Origin of the sequence: Secundilactobacillus malefermentans, assembly GCF_008033155.1 — a bacterium.
GTDB lineage: Bacteria > Bacillota > Bacilli > Lactobacillales > Lactobacillaceae > Secundilactobacillus > Secundilactobacillus malefermentans.
Window position 1 is genome coordinate 1,630,227 of record NZ_CP042371.1, and the last position, 23,955, is coordinate 1,654,181.

Here is a 23,955-nt window from a genome sequence, read left to right on the forward strand (position 1 = left end):
AGGAAATGAAAGCAGAACCACTTGCAGATGCCGACATTTGGCAAGACAAGGTGGCTGATCCAAGTAAGATCACGGTTCCTGCTTTTGTTGTTGGAAGTTATTCAAGCACGTTACACACAATGGGAACTTTCCGTGCATGGCGTGCCCTAGGTTCCAAAGAAAAATGGCTTCGGATTCATGATCGTCAAGAATGGCCATATTACTATGATCCAGAAAATATTGAAGGCCTCCGTCAATTCTTTGATCACTATCTATTGGGCAAAGATAACGGCTGGGAAGATACGCCGAAAGTTCGTTACTCTTTAATTAGTTTTAGAGGCGAAGACAAGGCTGACATTCCTGCAACATCCTTCCCGCCTGCAGGTAGCCAAAATACAAAGTACTACATGAATGGCTTAACCCGTACTTTACAGGAACAACCAGAGTCAAAGGATATTCCTGTTAAATATGTTGGCGGTGGCCTACCAGGTCGAACTTCTTTCCAAATGACCTTTGATAAAGACACCGAGTTCGTTGGTTATCCAAAGGCAAAACTCTTCATGGACGTTGACGGCTATGATGACATGGATATCTTCGTTTGGGTTCAAAAATTGGATAAGTTTGGCGAAGTGTTAAGTGAATTTGTTGTGCCTAACCATGGCGCTGCACTACAAGATTTCACCCAAGATGGGGCTTCTGTTCTCCGTTATAAGGGTGCATGGGGTCGTTTGCGTGCCTCAATGCGTCACCTTGATGATAAAGTTGCAACGGATGAAATCCCTGCATACACGTTTGATCGCATAGAAAAATTGGACAAGGGCCAAGTTGTTGCCTTGGATATTGTTTTGAGCCCAATTGGGTTGTCATACAAAGCTGGCGAAACACTTAGAGTTGTTGTTAGCTCAAAAGATGAAATTGGTGCAGCTATGCCAGGAACACCAGGACCTACTCCTGATAACAAGGGGATTCATACAGTCCATACTGGTGGCGAATATGCCTCATATCTTCAATTACCATTAATGACTAAATAAGTAAGTTGAGAATAAATCTTGTCGAAAAAGTATGTTTGTAGTAGCGTTGTGATAAAGCTACTACGCACATACTTTTTTTGATTGGAGAATTATTTTGAAGTTATCAACCTTAACCTATTTTGTGGAAGTTGCGACTGAACTGAGTTTTACGAAGGCTTCAAAAAAACTATTTATTTCCCAGCCAACACTGACCAGACACGTACAGGAACTTGAAACTGAATTGGGAGTCGCCTTATTCGTGAGACACAGCCACACGTTGAAGCTAACAAGTGAAGGTGAAAAATTTCTAATTGAAGTAACCGATGTTTTAGCACGAGTCGATCACTTATCCCACCTATTTGATGACCAGAAAAGTAAGAATCAAACGACTAATATCATAAAAATTGGTTATCTCCCTAATTTCAACATGGGAGGGATGTATGAAGTGTTGAACCGCTTTAAAGGTCAAAACGCGAACGTACAATTTTTAATGAATCAAGATAGTCCATTGAATTTGGCTGAAGGGGTTACTAATGGTCATTATGATTTGGTCTTCGGACTTTCTTCCTATTTTGAGTCAAATGATCACGTTGAAAAGACATTATTCATGGAAAACCATTTGCAAATTGCGATGCCAATCCATTCACATTTAAGTGAAAAGAAGAAGCTGAAGTTTTCCGATTTAAAAAAGGAAACATTTATCTTACTTGAAAGGCAGCAATCGCCGGTCATCGTCGACTATGTCATCAGTCAAGGACTCAAAAATGGCTTTAACCTGAAGGCGAGCCATTATATCAATACTCTTGATGAAGGACTTTCTATGGTGGCTGTTGGAAAGGGACTCGCTTTCTTGTATTCAGGGATGAATGATGGTTCCTTAGAAGCGGAATATCATATTAAAATTGGTGATATTGAAAATGTGGGGAAAGAGCAAAATATTATCATGGTGATGAGTAAAGAAAATAAGAAACAAATGTTGAGAAAATTATATGCATTTGTTAGGGACAGTAATCCTGAAGATGGTAAAGTGATAGGAAATAAAGATGAAAAGTGAGCTCTTTAATGGATTGAATACAAAACTTACTATATATTATGTAGGCTTCGAAAGTTTAAGGTGGCAGTCAAACAATCGGTTGATAAAATAAAAAAGAACCCATCTAAGGGTGAAGTGAACCCCAAATATTGGACGAAACTTTAAGCAACTTTCTGGGTGGTAAGAGTTCGGTATTTAACCGGACTCTTACCACCCAGTTTTGTTTTAATTCTAGAAAAATTATAATATTGAATCCAGCTCGATATTGCTGAAGTTAACTCTTCAAGCGTATTGAGCTCTTTTTGATAGTACACTTCTGCTTTCATTATGTGAAAGAAGCTTTCCATTGCGGCGTTATCTAAACAGGTTGCTTTTCGAGACATACTTTGAATAATTCGACGTCGTTTCAAAATCTGAACCCAACGAATATTCTGATATTGGAATCCTTGGTCTGAATGGATTGTTGTGCGATAACCTAATTGTTTGGGAATGCGATTGATTGCTGACTCTAAAACCTTTGTCGTGAATGTCACAGTTGGATTTAAAGAAATATTATAGCTAAGTACTTCGCCAGAAAACAAATCATAGATACACGTAAAATAAGCACGCTCTTCAATCGTTTTCTTGCCCCAACGAATTTCAGTAATGTCTGTCGTTAATTTTTGATAAGGACGATCTGACATGAACCGGCGGTTAAGTCTGTTTTTCGCAATAGTGCCAACCGTTCCTTTATAAGAATTATACTTTCGAGATTGTTTACTAAAGGCAGTCGACAGTAGGTTTAATTCTCGCATCAAGCGTAATACTTTCTTGTGGTTAACGACTATACCCATTTCGCGTAATTGCCCAGTAACCTGACGATAACCCGCCGCAGGAGCCTTAGTCTTGAAATCAGTAATTGTTTGTTTAAGTCCCGCGTCTTTGTCGCTATCAACGGCAACGTGACTTACAGCGTAGCTGTATGTACTTTTGGCCATTCCAACTACTTTGAGGATCTTGACAAGCTTATAGCTCGACCTTAATTCTTGGATGATTTGTGCTCGTCGTCTTGTTGTGATCGAACCAAGGCCTTCAATTTTTTTAGATATTCGTTCTCAATCTTTAGTAATTCGTTCTCTTCGCGTAAATGTTCTAGTTCACTTTGCTTCTTAACTTTCTTGTTTTGTTTATTCGTTGGCATTAGCTTTGGTTGCCCCTTACCACGATACAAGGCATCAACACCATTTCTTTCGAAAGAACGTTGCCATTGCCAGATTGTGGACGGCGCAGAAATATCGAAGTTAAGGGCAGTTTCAGTTAAGGACGCCTGGTTCGTTTTCATCCATTTTAAAACATTTACCTTAAAGGAGCCATCATAAACTTTTCCTGGTCTTCTAACTTCAAGTCCTTCAGTACCGAAATGTTGATATTGTCTGATCCATTTATTAACGGTTGTATAACTTTTGATCTGGTATTTACGAGCGATTAACTTAAGTCCGAGCGAAGTGGTCAAATAGTCTTGAACAACCTTAAATTTAAATAGTTTAGTGTATTTTGTCATAGTAAAACCCCCGGTATTGGATTTGGTCCAATACCGGGGGTTCACTTCAGGGTTCTTTTTTTGCTCGCCTAGGCGATATTTTAATCTCTGGCTAGAACGTGGCTAGAGATTTATGGTAAAAATTGAAACCTATTAGAAATTGATTAAAACCAGAATCGCTTAACTACAAGCCTTTAGCACGTTTTGAAACAAATTAAAACTCATTTAATGGAGACGGCGGGAGTCGAACCTGCTACTATCATAAACGCTGTAATACCAGTCTTTCAAAGCCCTAAAATGATGCTATGTGTTGTTTTGAATGCCATATTGAATGCCATTAGCTAAAAATTAACGTAATTGACGAACTTTTCAACCGTATCTTTTTTGGCATGTTTTGAAACGTGAGCATACACATTCATAGTTGTTTTGATGTCTGAATGTCCTAATCGTTCTTGTACTTCTTTAATACTTGCACCAGCTTCAAATAATAGGGATGCATGTGTATGTCTAAAGCCATGCACCTTAATATACTTAAGCTGATATTTATTAATGATCTGTACTAGCCATTTACGGGGCTTAGAGGGCTGTAGGTAGCCATTTCGTGTATTGCTAAAGACTAACTGCTTATCGTTGCTATTTGCGTTGTAGCCTAGCATTAATAGCTGTTCCCGTTGTCTAAGCTTCCACTTCTTTAGTACGTGGATCGTAGTTTTATCTATATCTAAAGTTCTATTTGAGTGGGATGTCTTTGGCGTTTGGACGTATAACCTAGCATTTTCGCCACGTGAGAGCGCCTTGTTAATGGTTAGCGTCTGATTAGTAAAGTCTATGTCTTGCCATGTGAGGGCTAATGCCTCGCCTTTACGCATCCCCGTAAATGCTAATAAACGGAATAATGTGTTAGCTTGATGATTGTGTTCATGTTTATCTTCTTCGGCTAAGCAGGCAAAGAATTTTTGGAGTTCTTCTTTATCGTAAAACTTCCAATCATCAGAGCCTTTTATTTCTTCTTTTCGTTTAGGATAAACAACTAATTTAGTGGGATCTTTTTGTACGAGTTCAAGCTTCATAGCATATTGGAATACTGCACTCGTGTAGTTGAATAGTTGACGGTACTTCACATACTTATTACACCAGTCATTTATGATACTTTGGGCGTAGGGGATGCTAATTTTATTAATGAGCATGTTACCGAATGCAGGTAAGATATGGTTATTAAAATACCCCTTAGTTTTTACTAGTGTGCTTTCCTTTACAGTGTTACGATATTCTTGTAACCAGCGTTCATAGACTTGCTCAAAGGTCATATTTTCGGGATGCTGAAAACCGTTGTTATTGAAGTCCAACTTTAGCCTATTTAAGGCTAGTTGGGCTTCTTTTTTTGTCTTGAAGTTACGGCGAGTGGTTTTAACACGCTTGTTTGTTGCCTCATCAATGCCTAGATAAACCTGAAACATCCAGAGCTTAATACCGTTAGTTTTTGTATATTGCTTGATCGTAGCCATGTTACTCAATCCTTTCATACCAGCGGTGGTAGGTATGTAGGAAATATTAAAAATTAGAAAGGTAGAATTGGTAAAACAGCAGATACTTTCCAATCTCCAAAGGTAGGATGTTTAGCAAATGGATCATCATCCACAGCATCATTTGCGGAATTTATAACCGACTGATAAACAGATGTTGAAAATTGGTTTCCAACAATCGAATAGAAAGGATATAAATTTTTTTCATTCCAAAATTTTTGAAGTTCATCATCTTTTGAATTTATATCAATATTTACTGAAGTTGAACCGGATAGTACAAAGTCTTCTGCACCACTTTGTACAACTTCATCTTTAAGTTTAGCAGAAAGTTCAATAGTTTTTATATGGTTTCCTCTATCTGTAAATTTTACAAAAACATCTGCAGAATAATCGCTAATTCCGGTATTCCAGTTTAGCGATTCGGAATTAATTCTATTGAAAGCTTCGATATTAGTTACCTCAATATCAAAATGTACATCTATTGGGGTGTATTCAAAGAAACCACTAGGATCTGTTCCTAAATATTGGCACAGTGTATTTATTGTTTCAAACTGAATCATCTTACTGTTTTCACTCGTTAAGCCAGTAAGTGTAGACCTAGCTATTCCTGTATCACTAGCTATTCTAGTCGCTTTAAGATTTCTTTCTGCCATTAGTACAGATAATTTATTGGTTATCATTATAAAGTTCACCTCCGGTCATAATTGTAGCATATACACTACAATTTTGTAAACAAGCTATTAATTTAGTTTGACTATAGCTTCATAATGGACTATGATTTGTTTGTTATAAAAAAAGCAGTACTAACGCTGAAAAAAGGAGCTTTATTATGGAAAATAATTTTTCGAGTCTTTTAGGCACAAAGAAACTTAAAATTTCCAAGGTTCATGAAGATACGGGAATAGCCAGATCAACACTAACAGGTCTTTACTATGGACATAAAAATGTGAATTTAGTTACATTACGTAAACTTTGCGACTATCTACAAGTGCCGTTATCAGATCTAATTGAGTACATGCCTAAAAAATTAGTGAAGCAATAAAGACACAGATTGTGTTTGTTACCTAAGTAGAAAGGAGGCGAAACACATGGATATGCCCGCTAAGCTTCAAGTAACCTTGCCACCTGAATATGATGAGCAACTAAAGCAACAAGTTAAAGCAACGATTGAAGAGGCAATCAAAGAGGCACGACAGCAAACGGGAATTGATAGCCCTTGGCTTCAAACGAAACAGAGCATTGCTAAATGGATTGGTATTTCAAACAATTCCTTAACTACACTTATCAATAACGGAATGCCAATACATTTCATGCCTGATTTAAATCTTGTCTGCGCCAACAAGCATGAAATTTCAGAGTGGATATTGAAACAGTAAATATTAAACCAGCGGTGGTAGGACACTTTGAAAGGATAGGCAGACATGAAAAAAGGGCATAAAAAATAGCCCCGTTTACTTTGGCGAGTACGGGACTATCGGTAAGACAATCTTATAAAGTTCTTACGCCCTTAGTTTATCACGGGTAAGAAAGGGTGTGCAACGTGGCAAATAAATTATTGATTGATGAAGCACCGTTACAGGTTTTACCGTCCCTTGCCAAGTTGGTGGGGTTGAATGAAGCTATTGTCTTACAGCAGGTACATTACTGGACTAAAAGATCAGGACATGAAAAGGAAGGCAATATCTGGACGTATCAAAGTTATACAGATTGGAGTAATCAGTTTCCTTTCTGGAGCAAGAGCACAATTATTAGAGTAATTAAAAGCTTAGAACAACAAGGATTACTAATTACAAATAATTTCAATAAGGCTAGATACGATAAAACAAAATGGTATCGCATTAATTTAGAAAAATTAGCGAGTATAGCCTCTACTCAAAATGACCATACCCTATACTCAAATTGCATACATGGATGTAGTCAAAATGACCAAACCAATACCTTAGATTGTACTAAGAATTACTCTTTAAAAAAGAGTAGTAGTAGTACGCCTAAAAAAATTATTTCGGATGAGCAGAATAAACCTAAAGAAATAGAGGATAACCGTAAGAAGGTTTTTAAATTCTGGGAAAGTAATGGTTTTGGAACTGTATCGCCTATTATCTTTGAAAATATTGATGCAGAAGTTGAAGATTTTACAAAGGCTGGAGCAAAAGAGGCGGATGTTTATCATCTGATTGTTTTTGCTCTAACGCAAGCAGTTGAAGCCGGTAACAGGCGTTGGCGCTACGTTTACAGTATTTTTAATAAATATTTAAGCCAGCGTATCTTCACGCTTGAGCAAGCAAAGAATGCTAAAGCTGAATGGCAAAGGCATAGCAAGCGGAGTTATAACAATAAACGTTCATCCCCACCAAGAGAAACACCAGAAGAACGGCTAAAGAATGCTGGTAAAGAGTCTATAAACTTACCGTTTTAGGAGGGATGAAGAATGAGCGTTGATCTAAATTCAGAATTGACGAAGATTAAGAACAAAAAAGATAAGTTTCAAGCAATTAAACAAACAAAGTTCATTCAAACGTGGGAGGAACATGCACCCGAGAGAGCTATCCAAGATGTACCTAAATTATCTAGAAAATTTCAAATGATTTATGACCAATTAAATTCATCAGAATATCAGGGATCGGCTGATGAAAAAAGAGCATGGCTTGATGATGCTTTAACTAATGCCGTTAAGGTTGCGGATCAAGAGAAGTCACTCACTACCGAATACGTTTTTAAGGTTTTTAGTTCATGGCGAAATCAGAAACCACTCATGACAAATTCTAATGAATTTTGCTCTAACGATTATCCTAAGCCCACGTACGAGGAACGGCATCCCTTATCTGATGCTGATATTGCTATCAATCGAATGTATGAAGAACAGAAAAAGGGACGACTTACTAAAGTTGGATCTTTAGTAAATTATGGTGGCAACCGCAATTATCGCTTTGCAGATTTTGAAGCACCAGATGAAGCCACCAGAGACATGCTGAAAAAAGGCAAGGCTATCAGTGAGGATTTTAAAAAAGAACATTTTTATAACGCAGTATTTAGTGGCAAGACTGGTAGAGGTAAGACCATGTTGGCAGTAGCAATCATGAACGATTTAAACACGAATGCTAATTTTACCGCTGATTCCTTAATTGTAAGTATGGCAATGTTTGAAGATTTACTCATGGCAACCTTGGACGGAGAACGCATCAATGAACGTAGAACTTTAGAAAAAAGGATGATGCGAGCTGATCTATTAATCTGGGATGATTTTGGTAGTGATACTAGTATGAAAAGTGATTTAAGAGAAGCTAATGACACTACTCAAAAAGCCATATTTCGCATTGCAGACGCTCGTCAGGCGAAAGCTAACATAGTAACCACAAACCATACAGGGGATGAACTGGGTTTCATGTACAACGCTAAAATTATCAGCCGACTATTAAGCCAGAACCCAGACCATATTATTAACTTTGATAAATTGCCAGATAGAAGAATGGAGCATGAGGCTAATGGATAATAGTGTAGTTTCAACCAACAGCAATGCTATGGCTAACATTGAAAAACGTGTTGATACGGTTGTACAGGAATTTAGGGAACTATCAAGACAACGTAGACAGTTAAAGCGATTAGACCAAACAATTAACTTAAGACAGCAACAGCTAGGCGAAACCATTCTAATATCCCCTATAACAAGTACAGCTAATGTTTTTGATGATAGCGGTTGGATCTTTCCAGATAATCCAGCGTTGCTTAGCAAAGATAGGGAAGATGTAACAAGGTTCAATTACGAGTTAAAAGAGTTCCAAGCTAGTAATAATAAGCTAAAAAAGGATTACACCAAATTATGTATTGATATTTCATCTTTATGGCGAGAGCAGGCAAACGAAAAAGAAAAGTATGTTGAACTCGTTAACGTGTTATTTATTGAATTTAAGAAAGTGAGTGAAAGAATATGAGTTTGAGTAAAGGAGAAGTTCTAAGTATATATACAGAGGGTAAATTTGAATTTCAAACAGCTATGGAAATGATGAAGGCTGAACCTAATCAGGAACTAACTAATAGAGAATTTTATGAACAGCACAAGGCTGATTTTAGAGAAGATGGTAAGTTAAACAGCTTTGTTTTTGTTGTCGCTAACGACTGGGAAAGATGCATTAAAGATGAAGCAGAATCATATGTAAAGATTGTCGCATATTTTAAAGAGGTAGTTGCTAGTCTACAGAGTGAACTGGCAGAAGTATCTGAATAAGTATTGATCCTGACATTTCTGACGCCCTAAAAAGGCATCAGTTTGGCGGAGATACCAAAGGAGCTTGTAAATAAAACTTGAGGGCGGTTGTTCATTTCATTAATGCAACCTGACAAAACCTGACAACCAAATATTTCTAACACCCTAAAAAGAGAAAGGGAGGCATTGAATGAACGAACGAAAAGAACAGCAATTTGATAACCCACGATTACAACAGATTTATGATCTATTACCGTTGGGGATGAACCAGCCTATTACTGCTAACGAATTAGTAAAAGTTACTGGTTATGAAAAGCGGGACGTTTACCAACTAATCAATGAATTAATTATGAAGCACGACATCCCTGTCGCAGGCGTTCGAAGCGGTCAGGCGGGTTACTTTATTATCACGAGTGAAGAAGAGCGTGAGCGAGCTCTAATGCCACTCATGAGCCATACTATGAACATGGAACGGCATATTAATAAGCTTAAAACTATTAAATTGGTTGTTAAGTAATGTTAAGGTTAAACGCCCAGATGCTAACCTATGTGAACTTGTATAACTAAACCAAAGTAAAATAAAAAGACTAGAGAAAATTCCCTAGTCCTGAATATGAAAGCCACTTCTAAAGTGATCCTTGTTTAATTAGTCCGACAGCTAATTATATCACGGTATTAGCTAATTATGGAGGTGGCTTTTAGTGTCGTTAAATGAGGATGAACAACTACATAAATGTCGAGATCTATTGAATTGGTTTGTTAACCACCGTTATTTACAAGGTGTGAGTAATGATAGAGGACAACGGTATAACCGATTAGCGTGTTTAATTGAAGATAGCTTAAATAAGCTACCAGAAGATTATCAGCAGTTACTATATTACTGCTATGTTGAGGGGACAACCACACAAGAACTATTACCAATCCTTGGAACAAGTGAAACAATGTTCTATGTTCACAAACGTACGGCAGTTCTTATGCTGGCGGATGTTTTAGGGGATGAGGTACTGAAAACGTGGCGAAAAGAGATGCTGGCATGTTAAGCATTGATGAGCGGGCAACCTATAAGCAAGCTAAGAGGCTGTTAAAACAGTATCATTTGTTAGAGAACGTCTCACAACAGCAAGCAACCAGTAAAACAGGACATGAAGCACGTGAGACTATTACTGCTATTAATGAAGCGATAGATAAGATGAATATCCCTGAATATCAGGTTACTATTCGATTACTATTTATTGAAAGGAAACCACATATTGAAGTGGCTAATGAGTTGGCTTTGTCTATAAGGACACTGTTCGATTATCAAGTAAAAGCATTGGTTGAGTTTGCCACACTATACCAGTTAAGTGACTTGATTGTATGGAGGTAGGAGAATGGATGAATTAGATCAGTCATTAATTCACGAGTATATGAACATCAGATATAAACAAACTCGCATAAAGGCACGATTTAAGAGCATTAAGCATCTGTTTTGGGAGCAATCCTTTATACGTAGCCCGTTTGCCATTGATGATAACGGTAATCCTGAATCAATCGTTAGGTATGATAGACAAGTGAATGCGCTAATTGATTTAGAAGCCCTTTCACAACAGACCCAAACCGAATTAAATTTTAAACGTAACTATTTTAATAAATATCTGATGAAGTTACCTAATAATGATTATATGTATTTAGTGATGAAGTATCGCAAGCATGGGGAAGTAGTTAGTAATGCTTTAATTGAACAGCAGACATTAAATGAATGTAACCAGATTGAAGAAGCCACTGAACACCGTTTCGGCTTAGAGGTTGAGGTTAGTGTAGAACCTAAGGAAGATGTTAACGAAATGATGAACCAAGTGTTAGGGATGATCTCGTGAAGTTTGAGCCAATATATAGGAAAGCATGGAACTATCAGAGAAGTAAGTTCTTTTTATGCCGTTGGTATGAATATGATCAGTACATTAATGATTTAACCACCCTTGATAAGGCTTGCGTAATTGAGCTGTATACTCGTTTATCCTATTTAACGAATGAGGAGCGCTTGTTCCTTGCTAATCATTATCATCATCCCCGACAAGAGATATTAACAGATGCAGAGCAGGCAAGTAGGCTAGGCATAGAAACTAAAGAGTATGCTTCTAAACGCCGTGAGGTTATTGCTAAGCTATCAAGACACCGTGAACACCCAGATGAAAGCAATGACTTTATGAAGCAGATTGAGCAGTTATTAGCGCAAGTGTAAGAAGATAGACTTAGGGATGTACTGGGAATAGATAAGGTAAATTTATGACACAATTATTTACTAACCGAATAGACAAATATAAATGTATTCAAATTAAACCATTGAGTAAAGCTCTTAAACAAAGGGAAGTTCCATTTAGTTTCAATCTTGAGGGACAACTCCTTGAGATTACTAAGACGGCTTGTAACTATGGTGGTTGGCGGTATTGGTTTGTTTGTCCCAGCTGTCAGAAACGTTTTACTGCTCTCTACTGTAAGAATGAACGTTGGATGTGTCGTAAGTGCCATGGACTGCTGTATCGAGATCAGATTGAAGAGAAGCAACCAAAGTATATTCAGAGTTTTCATAATGCCATTAGAGTAGCAAGAAAGATTGATCCGCAATTTAACGTATATCTAATTGAGTTTATTCAGCAATATGGGAACATGTTTCCAATGAAGCCTAGAGGGATGCACGTCCAAACCTATGCCAGATTGAAGTTTGAATATTATCAGCAGATTGAACTAATGTTGAACCAAATGAATGCGTTGACGATTAGCAGGTATAAGCACGGACAACAGCTCAAACAGGAAGTAGACAGCATGCATACAAAAGATAACTAAAAGGGTGCAACAAGTTTACTTTTACTAATGATTTAGAACTGTAACTATCCGTCTCTAAAATTTATTAAATAGTGATTTAAGAATCATCAAGGAGAAGTGCGTTCCCTCAAAAATGTTGCACACGCAACGCAACACTGTTGCATTTCCTAAATTGAGGAGCAGTTGCTAACAAATGCTAACAAATGCTAACAATTTTAACCGTGATCAGAGTATTTCAGAGCAATCAGCTATTAAGTAGAGTTAATGTTCAAACTTTATGTATGTGAAGTGCATGGACTAGTAGCTGTTAACTTATGTTAACAATTTTGTGAGTTTGGTTGTTGAACTTTGTTAAGATTTTTTTCGAGGTCGGCTGTTAACAAAAGTAAACAATTTATGGTAATTTAGCACCGTTTTACCATAATTGGCTAAATTGAATGCTATCCACAATAAAAGAGCTAGAAATTAATCTAGCTCTTGCCCTACCACCGCTGGTTTATTTAGTTCTAAATTGAATGCCATATTGAATGCCATTGAATGCCATATGGGCGATTATGAGAAAAACAAAAGCCTATCAGAATTGCTTATCTGACAGGCTTTACAGCTGTTTATGGTAGTTAGCGAAAACCCTCAATGGAGACGGCGGGGATCGAACCCGCGTCCAAGCATATCGCCACCCGGATATCTACGTTCATAGGCATACTATTTAAATTCACCAATCAAAACGCCGCATGTCAGGGCAACCGTGATTGGCTAACCTGATTAGTCTCTTCTGGTCACTTCAGGTGGGAGCAACCAGCGTAAGCTCACTTAATTTAAGACCCAGATCCAACCCATGAGCGAAGTCGGGAGGATCCTCACTTAGCGCTTATTAGGCAGCTAATGCAAGAGATTTATTACTGTTATTTGCAGTTATAAATTTAGGTGGGACTTGATGACGCAGATTCCCACTGCGAAACGCAATCCAGGTTCGACCTATACATGTCGAATCCATAACGTCCCCAAATTGAACACATTAAAATATACCATAAATTGGGGCTTTATTAAAGGATCCCGCTTGAAAATTAAATTAGCTTAAAATGTTTCAGGCCGTTCACAATTCCGTGATTTGTGTTATTAGTTGTGACAAACTCGGCATAGGGCTTTACGTGAGGTAACGCATTCCCCATCGCAACTGGATGGTCGACTGCTTCTAGCATCGCAATGTCGTTGTTACCATCCCCAAATGCATAGGTTGGAACATCGGAATACTCTGGTAATTCGAGAAGCTTTTTGATGCCAACTTTTTTTGAGCCACCTTGAGCGACAACGTCCATACTAAATGGGGTATTGCGGTAGAATGTGAAGTCATTTTCAAAAGTTTGACGGTAAAAATCATCTTCACTATCGGTCAAAATAATCATCATGTAAATAGGATTTGTTTTATAAAAATTAGCGTCAACTGTTGGGACTGGGCTATTGACGTTATCAAAAGCGTTTTGGGCCATTTGCGTAAACTTGTTTAACCGTGATGTTTGATCATTTAAGACGACAAATGAGTTTCCGTGTTCGGTCGCAATTTTGCTAAATCGTTCAATTTGTTCATCCGTTATCTTTGATTCGTAAATAGGCTGTCCATGATTAATCACGTAGGAGCCGTTTGCTGAAACGACGGTGTCAATTGCAGCTTTGTCCATAATAGTTTGAATTTCAAAAATATTGCGACCACTTGAAATAACTGGCACAATATCATTCTGGCGAAGCTGAGACATTGCGTCTGCTACTTCATTATCTAACTTAGTGTCAGCATTTAATAATGTATTATCTAAATCGAAAAATACAATTCCCTTTGTCATAGTTGTCTACTCCTTATTCGTTAATACCCTTCAATATTACCATAGTTAGACCTAGAGATTATAGGAGATAGTTGTATTTCCACGCCTCGTTCAGTAGTATAATAGATGTAATCTTACGCTGGAGATGAATCCATGAACGCAAGGGTAATTGCAGAAGAAAAACCAACACCATTTTTTACTAAAATTAAAACTGTTGTCACGGGTCATCGATTTATAAGCGATGACCTGGCATCTCCCGATAAACTTGGTCGGACAGAAGATGTGCCAAAGTCACTGCTTGGATGTGAAATCAGAGTGGATTACCTTCGTTTTTACGGAGAGCGAGTTTGGTATCATTTTAGTGTTAACGAGAATTCTGTGGGATGGATTCAAAAAAAGGCAATGGTGCGGCATTATAAACGATTAGATATTAAAATTAACAATATAGAGAGTAAGACTGAGTCATCCGCAACTAAAATATTGCAGATTTGGTCAAAATTTGTTGAACCTGAAACGAACAGTCAAATGCAGTTTTCGGGTATTCGCCCAGAAGACCTCATCATCAAAGCACAAGGATTAAAGCGAACAGCAAGGCTTATAAACATCGAAAATTTAAAGGTAATCCATCATCAGATTGATCGAGGGCATCCACTAATTATTTGGTTGTCGCGTCCTAAGAATGGGCGAAGTCGAATCATGCTAGTATCTGGATATACCCACCACCACGTCTATTTGATTGATCCGAGCACAACAAACCTTTTGATGCCAACTAACCAGGCTCTGATGGGAAAATGGCGCGGATTAGGCGCACAAGCAATCATCTATTGATTAATTAGCGCGAACCTGTAGGAGGACAAAGATGAGACTATTAATGATTGAAGATAACAAGTCAGTTTCTGAAATGATGAAAATGTTTTTCCAAAAAGAGAACTGGGACACGCATTTTGCTTACGATGGAAATGAAGCATTGAAAATGTTTAATGAAAATCCGGAGAGTTGGGATATGATTACGCTTGACTTAAATTTACCGGGAATTGATGGAATGCAGGTTGGCGCCGAGATTCGGAAAACTGACCCAACCGTTCCCATTATTATGCTGACGGCTCGTGATTCTGAAAGTGATCAAGTTTTAGGGTTGGAAATGGGGGCTGATGATTACGTCACTAAGCCGTTTTCACCGATTACACTTATTGCAAGAATTAAGGCACTTCATCGTCGCGCTGAAATTAGTACAACAAAAGCGGCAACGACCGAGTCTGATTCACCAATCAAAGCAATGGATGATTCTAGTAATTATGACGTTCAGACGGACCATTTTAAGCTTAACAGTAGTACTCGTGAAGCGATTCTAGGTGGCAAACCGATTTTAGACTTGACCCCTAAGGAATTTGATTTATTAAAGACCTTAGCGCAAAAGCCGCGACAGGTGTTCTCTCGAGAACAACTATTGCAACAAGTGTGGGATTATGAATACTATGGTGACGAACGAACAGTTGATGCACATATTAAAAAATTGCGTCAAAAAATCGAAAAAGTGGGCCCTCAAATTATTCAAACAGTTTGGGGCGTCGGCTATCGATTTGATGACAGTGGAGTCGTAGACGAATGAAATTAATTTACCAACAAATGCTAGCCTTTCTGGCGGTTATTGCAACCGTCTTAATTTTGTTGGGCCTTTCTTTTTCAAAATCGACTAGAACCATGGTCTACATGAACACGTGGTCCACGATGGAAAAGTATGCAAATAGTTTAGTTGAACAATCCGTTCGAGTTTCATCCCAGGATAATGGTCGGGTTACCTTTGATACGAATGCGCTTGAGAGTAGTGAGCTATTGCTGCAAAATCAATCAGTGCATTTCACCGTTTATAATGCAAAAAATACGGTCACTTTTCCAGATAATGTAAATACTGCAAAAATTTCGGCAACGGACTGGAGAAAATTAAAACGCGGAGAAATTGTCCACAAAGTTTCTGACCGAAACATGCGGTTACAAAATGGGCAAACGCAACCAGCCATGACCGATGTTTTAAAACCGTATTTTTATACTGATAGTCATAACAAACGCCGATTAATAGCCGTTGTGAAGGTTGGATCATTTATTTCCGACATCAATACCAATATTAATCAAATCAATAAGAACCTAATAAAGCCACTGATTATCTCTAGTTTGGTTGCACTAGGAATTGCTTTTTTGCTGGCAAGTTTTTCGAATTCTCGAATAAATCGGTTAAGGCGAGCGACCAAGCAAGTTTCGGAGGGAAATTACGATGTTAAATTAAAAACTAAGCATCGAGACGAAATTGATGACCTAACGAATGATTTTAATGGTATGATTAAGTCTTTGAAGGAATCTCAAGATGAAATCAAGCGGCAAGAGGAACGACGACGGACCTTTATGGCGGATGCTGCACATGAAATGCGGACACCTTTGACGACCATTAATGGGTTACTTGAAGGGCTGGCCTATGATGCAATTCCAGAAGAAAGTAAAGATCAAAGCATCAAGCTTATGCGCAATGAAACCAAACGATTAATTCGATTGGTAAACGAAAACCTTGACTACGAAAAGATTCGGGCCAACCAAATTGGCCTTAATAAACAGGAATTTGATGCGGTTGATGCTCTGAATAATTTGGTTGAACAGTTACAGCAAAAAGCCGAGGCTAAGAACGACACACTTGAGTTGCAAATACCAAAACAAATTTCCGTCTATGCGGATTATGACCGTTTTGTTCAAATTATGTTTAATATTACGCAAAATGCAATCCAGTTTACCGACAATGGGCAAATTACGATTAATGCACAGCGTGGATTTGAAGAGAGTATTTTTAAGATTTCTGATACAGGAATTGGGATGACATCTGAACAACTAAGCAATATTTGGGAACGGTATTATAAAGCAGATCCATCAAGGAGAAATACCAAGTATGGTGAATCTGGCCTAGGATTAGCGATTGTTCATCAGTTAGTCCAACAGCATAATGGTAAAATTGAGGTTACTAGCAAACCAGATGCTGGAACAACCTTTACAATTATTTTCCCAGATAAATTTCAATCAAAAAATTCATAGTAAGCGTTGAATAGAAGGAGTGTTAAATTGAAAAAAGTAGAAGTAAATGGTAAATCGGCACGTAAATTTGAGGGTGGATACCCACTCATTTCGAAGGACGACTTAGTTAATGCAAGTGATTTTAATGATGGCGAATGGATTAGCCTGATAAATCATGACCATTTCGTGGCTAAGGGCTACTTTGCGGAAGCAGGTAAAGGTAGCGGTTGGATTTTAACGATTAGAGAAAACGAAGATATTGATCAAAAGTTTTTTGCGAAGTTATTCAGAACAGCACTATTACGACGCCAGGCAGTGGTTAACGATGATGAAATTACAAGTTATCGTTTCTTCAATGGCATTGGAGATGGTCTCGGCGGCTTAACAATTGATAAATTTGATGATTGTTACGTATTTGAATACGAAAATGAAGCAATTTACTACCAAAACAAGCTAATTATGGCAGCTTTTAACGAAGTTATTTCGAAGGCGAAAACAATTATTGTTAGGAAACGTGGTACAAAGAAACGACCAGAAACAAGTCAACTTGTGGTTGGTGATTCAAAGAATGTTCCAACAACTATTACTGAATATGGTATTCAATATCCGGTAGATTTAATTGCGACTCCTATGATTGCACCAGCCTTGGAGTATCGACAAATTCGACAGATTGTTAGAAACGATAGCAATAAAACAACATTCTTAAACCTTTTTGCTGCTCAAAATGGACTAACGATTGCATCAGCTGTGGGTGGTGCTTTGAAGACTGTCACGGTGGATGATTCAAAACGAACAGTTGGGGAAGTTGAGAACCAGCTAGAGCTCAATCAAACCTTGAGTGAAGGCCATGAGACGCGGGCAATGGATGTGTTTGGGTATTTAGATTATGCGATTAAGCATGAGCTACAATTTGATACAGTGAGCGTTAATCCACCTGCATTCCTTCGCGGCAAAAAACGGACGTTTAATATTCAGAAGGATTTACAAGATCTGTTGCTACAGGCTGCGACGGTTACCAAGAAGGGCGGCAACTTGCTTGTGCTCGTTCGGGATAGTAACATCACCGAAAAGAAAATGAACGAAGTGATTTCTAGTTTAGTTTCATCAACAAATGGTGAGTTTTCAGTGAAAGAAAGGCTTGAAAGTCAGCTTGATTTCACAATTTCCAGCGAATATCGGCATGCTGACCAACTAAAAAGTTATATTTTAATAAGACATTAATTAAAGAATAGGCTTGTTTTTAGTTTTTTTAAAAACAGTCTTTTCTTTTTGACTAAAAACTAGTAGACTATTACAAGTGTTGTTTTATAAACCGCTTTCATAAATACAAAAAAACTTGAAAAGGAATTGAGAAATTTTTCATGACAACTTTAATTGCGCTTATCCCTGCTTTAGCATGGGGTAGTATTGGCTTAATCAGTGGTAAAATGGGGGGATCACCAAGTCAACAGACCTTGGGAATGACCATTGGAGCTGTAATATTTGGGGTTCTAAGTTTGGTTATTTTCCAACCAACACTTACGACTAAAGTATGGGTAATTGGTTTCTTGTCTGGTATTTTCTGGTTCTTCGGTCAATTGGGTCAATTCCAATCAATGAAGGCAATTGGAATTTCAAAAACGGTTCCAATGTCAACTGGACTTCAGTTAGCAGGAAATGCTCTTGCCGGTGTCGTTATCTTCCACGAATGGAAGACGGGAGCAATGATTACAAGTGGCACAATTGCCGTTATTATTTTAATTATTGGTGCGACATTAACTGCTTTAAGAGATACAAAGACGAATGCCATTACTAAGAAGAGCGAAAATATTGGTGCTGGTGCATTTGCACTTGCGTTCTCTACGGTGGGTTATGTTCTTTACACAGTCATTGTGACGTGGGGGAGCGTTGATTCAAAAGCAATTGTATTCCCACAATCAATTGGAATGTTACTCGGGGCGTTAGTCTATTCCTTGAACAAGGATCCTTGGAACAAAGGAACTTACAAAAACATCCTTACTGGTGTTGTATGGGGTGTTGGTAACTTCTTCATGTTCCTCTCAATTCCAGCCGTTGGATTAGCAATCAGTTATTCAATTTCTCAAATGGGAATTGTTATCTCAACGTTCGGTAGTATTTTCTTGCTTGGCGAAAAGAAAACTTCGAGAGAGATGGTCTATGTCACAATCGGGTCCATTTTAGTTATCGTTGGTGGTGTGATTTTAAGTTCAATGAGATAAAATAGCAAAAAGATTAAATAAATGGACTAGACCATTTATTTTTTTTGTGTTTTCGACTATAATGGGGCTATTCAATAAAAAGTGAGGTAAGAATAATGGCGCATATTAGTTTTGATGATTCTAAGTTAGATAAATTTATCCATAAAAATGAACTCGGTGAAATGCAGGCGTTGGTAAACGCAGCGGATGATGAGCTACGTAAAGGAACAGGTGCAGGCAGCGAGTATCGAGATTGGCTTCATTTGCCAACTGAATACGATAAACAAGAGTTTGCTCGAATCAAAGAGGCAGCAAAAAAGATTCAATCTGATTCTAAAGTACTCGTTGTAATCGGAATCGGCGGTTCTTACTTAGGCGCCAAGATGGCAGTTGATTTTCTACACAATACATTTTTTAACTATTTGCCAGATAATGAACGGAAGGCACCACAGATTCTCTTTGCAGGAAATTCAATTAGCCCATCGTACATCCATGATCTAATCGGTTTGATTGGTGATCGTGACTTTTCAGTTAATGTTATTTCAAAGTCTGGCACTACCACAGAGCCTTCTATTGCATTTAGAATCTTTAAGAACCTACTGACAACTAAATATGGCGAAGCGGGTGCCAAGGCCCGAATATACGCCACAACTGACAAGGAGCGGGGAGCCCTCAAGCAAGAAGCAGATGCTGAAGGATATGAAACTTTTGTCATTCCTGATGGCGTTGGTGGACGTTATTCAGTACTGACTGCAGTTGGGTTACTCCCAATTGCAGCTTCAGGTGCCGATATTGATCAATTAATGCAGGGTGCTGCTGATGCAGAGGAAGAATACACAAATCCTGATTTAACGAAAAATGAGGCATACAAGTATGCGGCATTAAGAAATATTTTATACCGCAAGGGGTATACAACCGAATTGCTCGAAAACTATGAGCCAAACTTACAGTATTTTGCAGAATGGTGGAAACAATTGATGGGTGAATCTGAAGGTAAGGATCAAAAGGGAATTTATCCTTCCTCAGCAAACTTTTCAACTGATTTACATTCCCTTGGACAGTATATTCAAGAGGGAATGCGAAACTTAATGGAAACAGTTATCACAATTGATAAGCCAAATCATGACGTTGATATTCCAAAGGAAGACCAAGACTTAGATGGATTGGGCTATCTCGAAGGAAAGACAATGGATTTCGTCAATACGAAAGCTTTCCAAGGGGTTGTGTTAGCTCATACAGATGGCGACGTTCCTAATATGAGTGTTCACATTCCTGATCAGACAGCCTATACACTTGGTTATTTAATCTACTTTTTTGAAGTAGCAGTTGCAATTTCTGGTTATTTAAATGGGATTAATCCATTTAATCAACCTGGTGTTGAAAGCTATAAATCCAATATGTTTGCGCTACTTGGTAAACCTGGCTATGAAGAACTAGGAGAAAAATTAAATAAGCGTCTATAATCAATTAAATGAGAGGGAGCGTTGAAGAATGGAACAGAATGGTTTAGAGAAGGTATTCGACGGTGCCAACAAATTGGCATACGCAACTAGTATTGATGGGATACCCAATCTTAGAATTGTGAATTTCGTTTGGGAAAAGGAAACGCCTAATATCATTTACTTTGCGTCGGTTCGTGATTCCAAAGGGGTTCAAGAGTTCTTGAGTAGTGAAAAGATTGCTTTTTCAACTGTTCCTGAAGAGGGAAATGCTCATGTGGCATCAAATAACGCCGTTGGGATAGCCTCAAAAAGAACGTTAGCGGAAATGAAAGATAAGTTTTTGGCTGACGTACCTGATTTTGATAAGGTATTAGCATTAATTGGTGACCAACTTGATGTCTATGAAATTCATATTCAGTCAACTGAAGCTGATTTAGGATTAGGCAACGGAACGAAACAAGTTAAATTTTAAAGTTGGATAGAAAGCGAAAGGGAGAACAGCAATTGCTGTTCTCCCTTTTCTACTATCTATTTATTCGACTTTTTGGACCCAACCTTCAGGTGCTTCCACATCGCCAAATTGGATACCGGTTAACATGTCATACAATTGCGTGGTAATTGGACCAACTTCGGTTTCACTGTAAAATACGTGCAAATTCCCATGATGAGAAATACCACCGATTGGTGAGATAACTGCAGCAGTACCACAGGCACCTGCTTCGGTGAATTGATCAAGCTGATCGATGTAGACGTCACCTTCCTCAACCTCAAGTCCTAAGCGATTCTTAGCTAACCAAAGGAGAGAATACTTGGTAATACTTGGTAAAATTGAAGGTGATTTTGGTGTGATAAATTTATTATCTTTAGTAATACCAAAGAAGTTTGCTGAACCGACTTCTTCAATTTTTTCATGATTAACGGGATCAAGATAGATACAGTCAGAAAAGCCGTTTTTATGGGCTTCATCGCCTGGTAAGAGACTTGCAGCATAGTTCCCGCCAACCTTGCTTTGACCGGTTCCTTTGTGAGCAGCACGGTCAAAATCAGATGTAATAAAGTTTGTTGGAACCATGCCACCTTTGAAGTAGCTACCAACTGGCATCGCAAAGATGGTGAAAATGTACTCATCTGCGGCATGAACACCAATGTTGCCACCGACACCAATCATTAATGGGCGAAGATAGAGGGTTCCGCCAGTTCCATATGGAGGGACGAAATCTGCATTTGCTTTTACAACTTCTTTTGCAGCTTGTACAAATTGATCTTCTGGAAATGCTGGCATTAGTAAACGGGTACAACTGTCTTTCATTCGTTTAGCGTTTCGGTCTGGCCGGAATAATTGAATTTCGCCACTTTTAGTTCGGTAGGCTTTCATTCCTTCAAAATCTGCTTGGCCGTAATGTAAGGCGGTTGAGCCTTCACTAATATGTAAGGTACTATCTTCTGTTAATCCGGCATCTTGCCACTTGCCATCGTGGTAATAAGCACGAAAACGATAGGGCAAATCCATGTAATCGAATCCTAAGTTATTCCAATCTATGTCACTTGCAACTTGTTTTGCCATAAGCCAACCTTCTTGATCTTAGATTAAATTCTAATGAGAATTTGATTACTAGAATATCTTTTTTCCCGCAATTCGTCAAGCCTAGTTAATGTAAATGGGATTAAAATGTGGCAGATAAGTTAGGATTTGTTATAATGAGTCATGCATAATCAGAAAGAGGAGATGTCCGTACTTGGCAAGTAATTCGGATTCAATTTATAATGTTATGACTTTTGTAAGTAGACATCCTGATAAGGTTCATTTTCAGAAGGGTGAATATTCTAATGTTGTCACTATGGGAATTCCGGACACGGTATCCGTGGCAAATCGGGAAACCTATTTTCCTGAGGGCCGGTTAATGGTTAATCGAATGTCTCCAGAATTTGTTAGTATGCATGGCGATTTGCTGGATCAATTTTATGAGTATACAAATCAAGGGAAACCCGATTACCGAGATGTTTGGATTACGACGGGCTACTTAAATAAAAAGAATATGTTTTTGCTAGAACTTTCATATGAGTAAAAAATAAACAATGGCTATTTTTGATAGAAGTCCTGAACTGTGAATCTTTAATTCACTTGTTCAGGATTTTTTAGTTTAAAAAAGTCATAAAAAAAGGTTGACAAGGATTAGGGTAAATGATTAACTTATCATCAAGTTCTCATCAAAATTTAATCATACATAGTTTCATCGAGAACAACTTTAAATCCCAGGAGGATACATATATGGAAAATACCCAAACAGCTGACGGCCGAATGTCCGTTAAAGATTATGTTTATAATGTTTCAGCAGCGGTTTCAAATGCTATTTTAGTTATGTTAGGTGTTGGTCTTTTTATTTCAATCCGTTGCTAACATTGTTCATTGGAACCAACTTTATCAAATTGGGGCAATTGCCCAGGTCCTTTTACCAGCAGGATTTGGTGCAGCCGTTGCATCACAAATGAAAGTCAATACATTGGTCATGTTTAGCTCAATGATTTCGGCAACTGTGGGTGCAAATAGGGTTTACTTCACGTCTGCTGCGGTTAATGGAACAACAGCAACTGGCTGGCAGATGCATGAAGCCGCTTCAAGCATGCTATTTACGACTGGGCAACCAATTAGTGCCGTTCTGGCAGCGATTGTAGCGGTCATGGTTGGTAAGTATTTATCTGGTAAAACGCCGCTAGATATGATGTTAGTTCCACTTGCTTCAACTGCTGTTGGAACGTTGTTTGGATTAGGTGCCGGTGCTGTTACGACCCCCGCACTTAATGCACTCAGCAAATGGGTTTCTAGTGCGATGACTGTTAGCCCATTAATTGGTTCAATGCTTTTGGCTTTGGCTTTTGCTATTTTCTTAATGACACCTGCTTCATCGGCCGCATTGGCAATTGCCATTGCGCTAGATCCAATTTCATCGGGTGCCACTTTAATCGGAACGACTGCTCAATTTGTTGGTTTTCTTGTGATGTCATTTCAAGAAAACAACATCGGTGCGAATATTGCTCAAGGCTTTATCACACCTAAAGTTCAGTTTCCAAACTTGCTGAAAAATCCGCGGTTATGTCTGCCGTCCTTTGTGGCCGCAATGGTGAGTGCGGCAGTGGGAACGATGTTCTTCCATTTCAGTGTTCCGTATACAATCGGTGGACTGGGATTGACTTCATTAATTGCACCCATTAACTTGGCTTCAACTAACTTAAATTCACTTTGGGTATACTTGTTCTGTGGGGTTCTGCTTCCAGCCGTTATTTCTGTAACCGGATATCGCTTAATGCGGGCATTCCACTGGGCAGAAAAAGATGACCTACATCTAGAAATTGTTTAATATTAGTTTTTTAAATGAAAGACCAAT

The 23,955-nt window shown here is 38.3% G+C and carries 27 protein-coding genes, 1 other RNA gene and 1 pseudogene; 23 read left to right on the plus strand and 6 right to left on the minus strand.

The window, feature by feature from the left end:
- The first annotated feature begins 5 nt into the window (after positions 1-5).
- Complete coding sequence (locus FGL90_RS10515; protein WP_225423035.1) at positions 6-1,010, plus strand: CocE/NonD family hydrolase C-terminal non-catalytic domain-containing protein; 1,005 nt, start codon at positions 6-8, stop codon at positions 1,008-1,010.
- Positions 1,011-1,104: 94 nt separating this feature from the next.
- Positions 1,105-2,043 carry a LysR family transcriptional regulator gene (locus tag FGL90_RS07915; RefSeq protein WP_147657611.1) on the plus strand — a complete coding sequence of 313 codons (939 nt, stop codon included), beginning with the start codon at positions 1,105-1,107 and terminating at the stop codon, positions 2,041-2,043.
- Between the two features lie 140 nt (positions 2,044-2,183).
- Here the strand turns inward: FGL90_RS07915 and FGL90_RS07920 are convergent.
- The 3 genes from FGL90_RS07920 to FGL90_RS07930 form a co-directional block, all read right to left on the minus strand.
- A protein-coding gene (locus FGL90_RS07920) for an IS3 family transposase (RefSeq protein ID WP_147657317.1) occupies positions 2,184-3,562 on the minus strand; the annotation gives its coding sequence in 2 pieces (ribosomal slippage) (positions 2,184-3,073 and positions 3,073-3,562; 1,380 coding nt in all).
- Between the two features lie 320 nt (positions 3,563-3,882).
- Positions 3,883-5,046 carry a site-specific integrase gene (locus FGL90_RS07925; protein WP_147657613.1) on the minus strand — a complete coding sequence of 388 codons (1,164 nt, stop codon included), beginning with the start codon at positions 5,044-5,046 and terminating at the stop codon, positions 3,883-3,885.
- A gap of 53 nt (positions 5,047-5,099) precedes the next feature.
- Positions 5,100-5,744 carry a helix-turn-helix domain-containing protein gene (locus FGL90_RS07930; RefSeq protein WP_147657615.1) on the minus strand — a complete coding sequence of 215 codons (645 nt, stop codon included), beginning with the start codon at positions 5,742-5,744 and terminating at the stop codon, positions 5,100-5,102.
- A gap of 149 nt (positions 5,745-5,893) precedes the next feature.
- Between FGL90_RS07930 and FGL90_RS07935 the strand changes: the two genes are divergently transcribed.
- From FGL90_RS07935 to FGL90_RS07990, 12 genes are all read left to right on the plus strand, one after another.
- Positions 5,894-6,106, plus strand: a complete 213-nt coding sequence (locus FGL90_RS07935; protein ID WP_147657617.1) for a helix-turn-helix domain-containing protein — start codon at positions 5,894-5,896, stop codon at positions 6,104-6,106.
- A gap of 46 nt (positions 6,107-6,152) precedes the next feature.
- Positions 6,153-6,440, plus strand: coding sequence for a hypothetical protein (locus tag FGL90_RS07940; RefSeq protein WP_147657619.1), 288 nt, complete (start codon positions 6,153-6,155; stop codon positions 6,438-6,440).
- 164 nt (positions 6,441-6,604) lie between these two features.
- The gene (locus FGL90_RS07945; protein WP_147657621.1) at positions 6,605-7,480 is read left to right on the plus strand and encodes a DnaD domain protein; all 876 of its coding nucleotides are present in this window, start codon (positions 6,605-6,607) and stop codon (positions 7,478-7,480) included.
- A 12-nt stretch (positions 7,481-7,492) separates the two neighbouring features.
- Complete coding sequence (locus tag FGL90_RS07950) at positions 7,493-8,554, plus strand: ATP-binding protein (RefSeq protein ID WP_147657623.1); 1,062 nt, start codon at positions 7,493-7,495, stop codon at positions 8,552-8,554.
- Positions 8,547-8,993 (plus strand): hypothetical protein, encoded by a 447-nt coding sequence (locus tag FGL90_RS07955; protein ID WP_147657625.1) that lies wholly within the window; start codon positions 8,547-8,549, stop codon positions 8,991-8,993. Before FGL90_RS07950 ends, FGL90_RS07955 begins: the two co-directional genes overlap by 8 nt.
- The gene (locus tag FGL90_RS07960) at positions 8,990-9,286 is read left to right on the plus strand and encodes a hypothetical protein (protein WP_147657627.1); all 297 of its coding nucleotides are present in this window, start codon (positions 8,990-8,992) and stop codon (positions 9,284-9,286) included. The genes FGL90_RS07955 and FGL90_RS07960 overlap by 4 nt, the downstream gene beginning before the upstream one ends.
- A 169-nt stretch (positions 9,287-9,455) precedes the next feature.
- Positions 9,456-9,782, plus strand: a complete 327-nt coding sequence (locus tag FGL90_RS07965) for a hypothetical protein (protein ID WP_147657629.1) — start codon at positions 9,456-9,458, stop codon at positions 9,780-9,782.
- 184 nt (positions 9,783-9,966) lie between these two features.
- The gene (locus FGL90_RS07970; RefSeq protein ID WP_147657631.1) at positions 9,967-10,305 is read left to right on the plus strand and encodes a hypothetical protein; all 339 of its coding nucleotides are present in this window, start codon (positions 9,967-9,969) and stop codon (positions 10,303-10,305) included.
- Positions 10,278-10,631 carry a sigma-70 RNA polymerase sigma factor region 4 domain-containing protein gene (locus tag FGL90_RS07975; protein WP_147657632.1) on the plus strand — a complete coding sequence of 118 codons (354 nt, stop codon included), beginning with the start codon at positions 10,278-10,280 and terminating at the stop codon, positions 10,629-10,631. The genes FGL90_RS07970 and FGL90_RS07975 overlap by 28 nt, the downstream gene beginning before the upstream one ends.
- Before the next feature lie 4 nt (positions 10,632-10,635).
- Positions 10,636-11,121 (plus strand): hypothetical protein, encoded by a 486-nt coding sequence (locus FGL90_RS07980; RefSeq protein ID WP_147657634.1) that lies wholly within the window; start codon positions 10,636-10,638, stop codon positions 11,119-11,121.
- Positions 11,118-11,486 (plus strand): hypothetical protein, encoded by a 369-nt coding sequence (locus tag FGL90_RS07985; protein WP_147657636.1) that lies wholly within the window; start codon positions 11,118-11,120, stop codon positions 11,484-11,486. Before FGL90_RS07980 ends, FGL90_RS07985 begins: the two co-directional genes overlap by 4 nt.
- 44 nt (positions 11,487-11,530) lie before the next feature.
- Positions 11,531-12,088, plus strand: coding sequence for a hypothetical protein (locus tag FGL90_RS07990; protein WP_147657638.1), 558 nt, complete (start codon positions 11,531-11,533; stop codon positions 12,086-12,088).
- Positions 12,089-12,698: 610 nt separating this feature from the next.
- On the opposite strand, the gene ssrA is transcribed toward FGL90_RS07990, so the two are convergent.
- Together ssrA and FGL90_RS08000 are read right to left on the minus strand one after the other, a co-directional pair.
- Positions 12,699-13,070: a transfer-messenger RNA gene (gene ssrA, locus FGL90_RS07995) on the minus strand.
- 61 nt (positions 13,071-13,131) lie between these two features.
- The gene (locus tag FGL90_RS08000; RefSeq protein ID WP_147657640.1) at positions 13,132-13,902 is read right to left on the minus strand and encodes a Cof-type HAD-IIB family hydrolase; all 771 of its coding nucleotides are present in this window, start codon (positions 13,900-13,902) and stop codon (positions 13,132-13,134) included.
- 132 nt (positions 13,903-14,034) lie between these two features.
- Between FGL90_RS08000 and FGL90_RS08005 the strand changes: the two genes are divergently transcribed.
- The 7 genes from FGL90_RS08005 to FGL90_RS08035 all read left to right on the plus strand — a co-directional run bounded on the left by FGL90_RS08005 (position 14,035) and on the right by FGL90_RS08035 (position 21,044).
- Entirely contained in the window at positions 14,035-14,709 is a 675-nt protein-coding gene (locus FGL90_RS08005; RefSeq protein ID WP_147657642.1) for a hypothetical protein, read from the plus strand.
- Between the two features lie 31 nt (positions 14,710-14,740).
- Complete coding sequence (locus FGL90_RS08010; RefSeq protein WP_010620624.1) at positions 14,741-15,490, plus strand: response regulator transcription factor; 750 nt, start codon at positions 14,741-14,743, stop codon at positions 15,488-15,490.
- Positions 15,487-16,953 carry a sensor histidine kinase gene (locus FGL90_RS08015; RefSeq protein WP_147657644.1) on the plus strand — a complete coding sequence of 489 codons (1,467 nt, stop codon included), beginning with the start codon at positions 15,487-15,489 and terminating at the stop codon, positions 16,951-16,953. The genes FGL90_RS08010 and FGL90_RS08015 overlap by 4 nt, the downstream gene beginning before the upstream one ends.
- 27 nt (positions 16,954-16,980) lie before the next feature.
- The gene (locus tag FGL90_RS08020; protein WP_010620626.1) at positions 16,981-18,153 is read left to right on the plus strand and encodes a class I SAM-dependent methyltransferase; all 1,173 of its coding nucleotides are present in this window, start codon (positions 16,981-16,983) and stop codon (positions 18,151-18,153) included.
- Positions 18,154-18,293: 140 nt separating this feature from the next.
- The gene (locus tag FGL90_RS08025; protein WP_010620627.1) at positions 18,294-19,151 is read left to right on the plus strand and encodes a GRP family sugar transporter; all 858 of its coding nucleotides are present in this window, start codon (positions 18,294-18,296) and stop codon (positions 19,149-19,151) included.
- A gap of 95 nt (positions 19,152-19,246) precedes the next feature.
- Entirely contained in the window at positions 19,247-20,593 is a 1,347-nt protein-coding gene (locus FGL90_RS08030) for a glucose-6-phosphate isomerase (RefSeq protein WP_010620628.1), read from the plus strand.
- A 28-nt stretch (positions 20,594-20,621) separates the two neighbouring features.
- Complete coding sequence (locus tag FGL90_RS08035; protein WP_010620629.1) at positions 20,622-21,044, plus strand: hypothetical protein; 423 nt, start codon at positions 20,622-20,624, stop codon at positions 21,042-21,044.
- Positions 21,045-21,104: 60 nt separating this feature from the next.
- On the opposite strand, the gene FGL90_RS08040 is transcribed toward FGL90_RS08035, so the two are convergent.
- Positions 21,105-22,136, minus strand: a complete 1,032-nt coding sequence (locus FGL90_RS08040; RefSeq protein WP_147657646.1) for a branched-chain amino acid aminotransferase — start codon at positions 22,134-22,136, stop codon at positions 21,105-21,107.
- 172 nt (positions 22,137-22,308) lie between these two features.
- Between FGL90_RS08040 and FGL90_RS08045 the strand changes: the two genes are divergently transcribed.
- Positions 22,309-22,638 (plus strand): hypothetical protein, encoded by a 330-nt coding sequence (locus FGL90_RS08045; protein WP_010620631.1) that lies wholly within the window; start codon positions 22,309-22,311, stop codon positions 22,636-22,638.
- Between the two features lie 203 nt (positions 22,639-22,841).
- Positions 22,842-23,928 (plus strand): annotated as a pseudogene (locus FGL90_RS08050) (PTS transporter subunit IIC).
- Positions 23,929-23,955 lie beyond the last annotated feature (27 nt).

Excerpts from the sequence above, each read along its gene's own strand:
- FGL90_RS08015 (WP_147657644.1), top strand. The coding sequence starts at position 15,487 with ATGAAATTAATTTACCAACAAATGCTAGCCTTTCTGGCGGTTATTGCA.
- FGL90_RS07940 (WP_147657619.1), top strand. The coding sequence starts at position 6,153 with ATGGATATGCCCGCTAAGCTTCAAGTAACCTTGCCACCTGAATATGAT.
- FGL90_RS07965 (WP_147657629.1), top strand. The coding sequence starts at position 9,456 with ATGAACGAACGAAAAGAACAGCAATTTGATAACCCACGATTACAACAG.
- FGL90_RS08000 (WP_147657640.1), bottom strand. The coding sequence starts at position 13,902 with ATGACAAAGGGAATTGTATTTTTCGATTTAGATAATACATTATTAAAT.
- FGL90_RS07960 (WP_147657627.1), top strand. The coding sequence starts at position 8,990 with ATGAGTTTGAGTAAAGGAGAAGTTCTAAGTATATATACAGAGGGTAAA.
- FGL90_RS08035 (WP_010620629.1), top strand. The coding sequence starts at position 20,622 with ATGGAACAGAATGGTTTAGAGAAGGTATTCGACGGTGCCAACAAATTG.
- FGL90_RS07925 (WP_147657613.1), bottom strand. The coding sequence starts at position 5,046 with ATGGCTACGATCAAGCAATATACAAAAACTAACGGTATTAAGCTCTGG.
- FGL90_RS08010 (WP_010620624.1), top strand. The coding sequence starts at position 14,741 with ATGAGACTATTAATGATTGAAGATAACAAGTCAGTTTCTGAAATGATG.
- FGL90_RS07950 (WP_147657623.1), top strand. The coding sequence starts at position 7,493 with ATGAGCGTTGATCTAAATTCAGAATTGACGAAGATTAAGAACAAAAAA.
- FGL90_RS07980 (WP_147657634.1), top strand. The coding sequence starts at position 10,636 with ATGGATGAATTAGATCAGTCATTAATTCACGAGTATATGAACATCAGA.
- FGL90_RS08005 (WP_147657642.1), top strand. The coding sequence starts at position 14,035 with ATGAACGCAAGGGTAATTGCAGAAGAAAAACCAACACCATTTTTTACT.
- FGL90_RS07935 (WP_147657617.1), top strand. The coding sequence starts at position 5,894 with ATGGAAAATAATTTTTCGAGTCTTTTAGGCACAAAGAAACTTAAAATT.
- FGL90_RS08030 (WP_010620628.1), top strand. The coding sequence starts at position 19,247 with ATGGCGCATATTAGTTTTGATGATTCTAAGTTAGATAAATTTATCCAT.
- FGL90_RS07990 (WP_147657638.1), top strand. The coding sequence starts at position 11,531 with ATGACACAATTATTTACTAACCGAATAGACAAATATAAATGTATTCAA.
- FGL90_RS07955 (WP_147657625.1), top strand. The coding sequence starts at position 8,547 with ATGGATAATAGTGTAGTTTCAACCAACAGCAATGCTATGGCTAACATT.
- FGL90_RS07930 (WP_147657615.1), bottom strand. The coding sequence starts at position 5,744 with ATGATAACCAATAAATTATCTGTACTAATGGCAGAAAGAAATCTTAAA.
- FGL90_RS10515 (WP_225423035.1), top strand. The coding sequence starts at position 6 with ATGAAAGCAGAACCACTTGCAGATGCCGACATTTGGCAAGACAAGGTG.
- FGL90_RS08025 (WP_010620627.1), top strand. The coding sequence starts at position 18,294 with ATGACAACTTTAATTGCGCTTATCCCTGCTTTAGCATGGGGTAGTATT.
- FGL90_RS08040 (WP_147657646.1), bottom strand. The coding sequence starts at position 22,136 with ATGGCAAAACAAGTTGCAAGTGACATAGATTGGAATAACTTAGGATTC.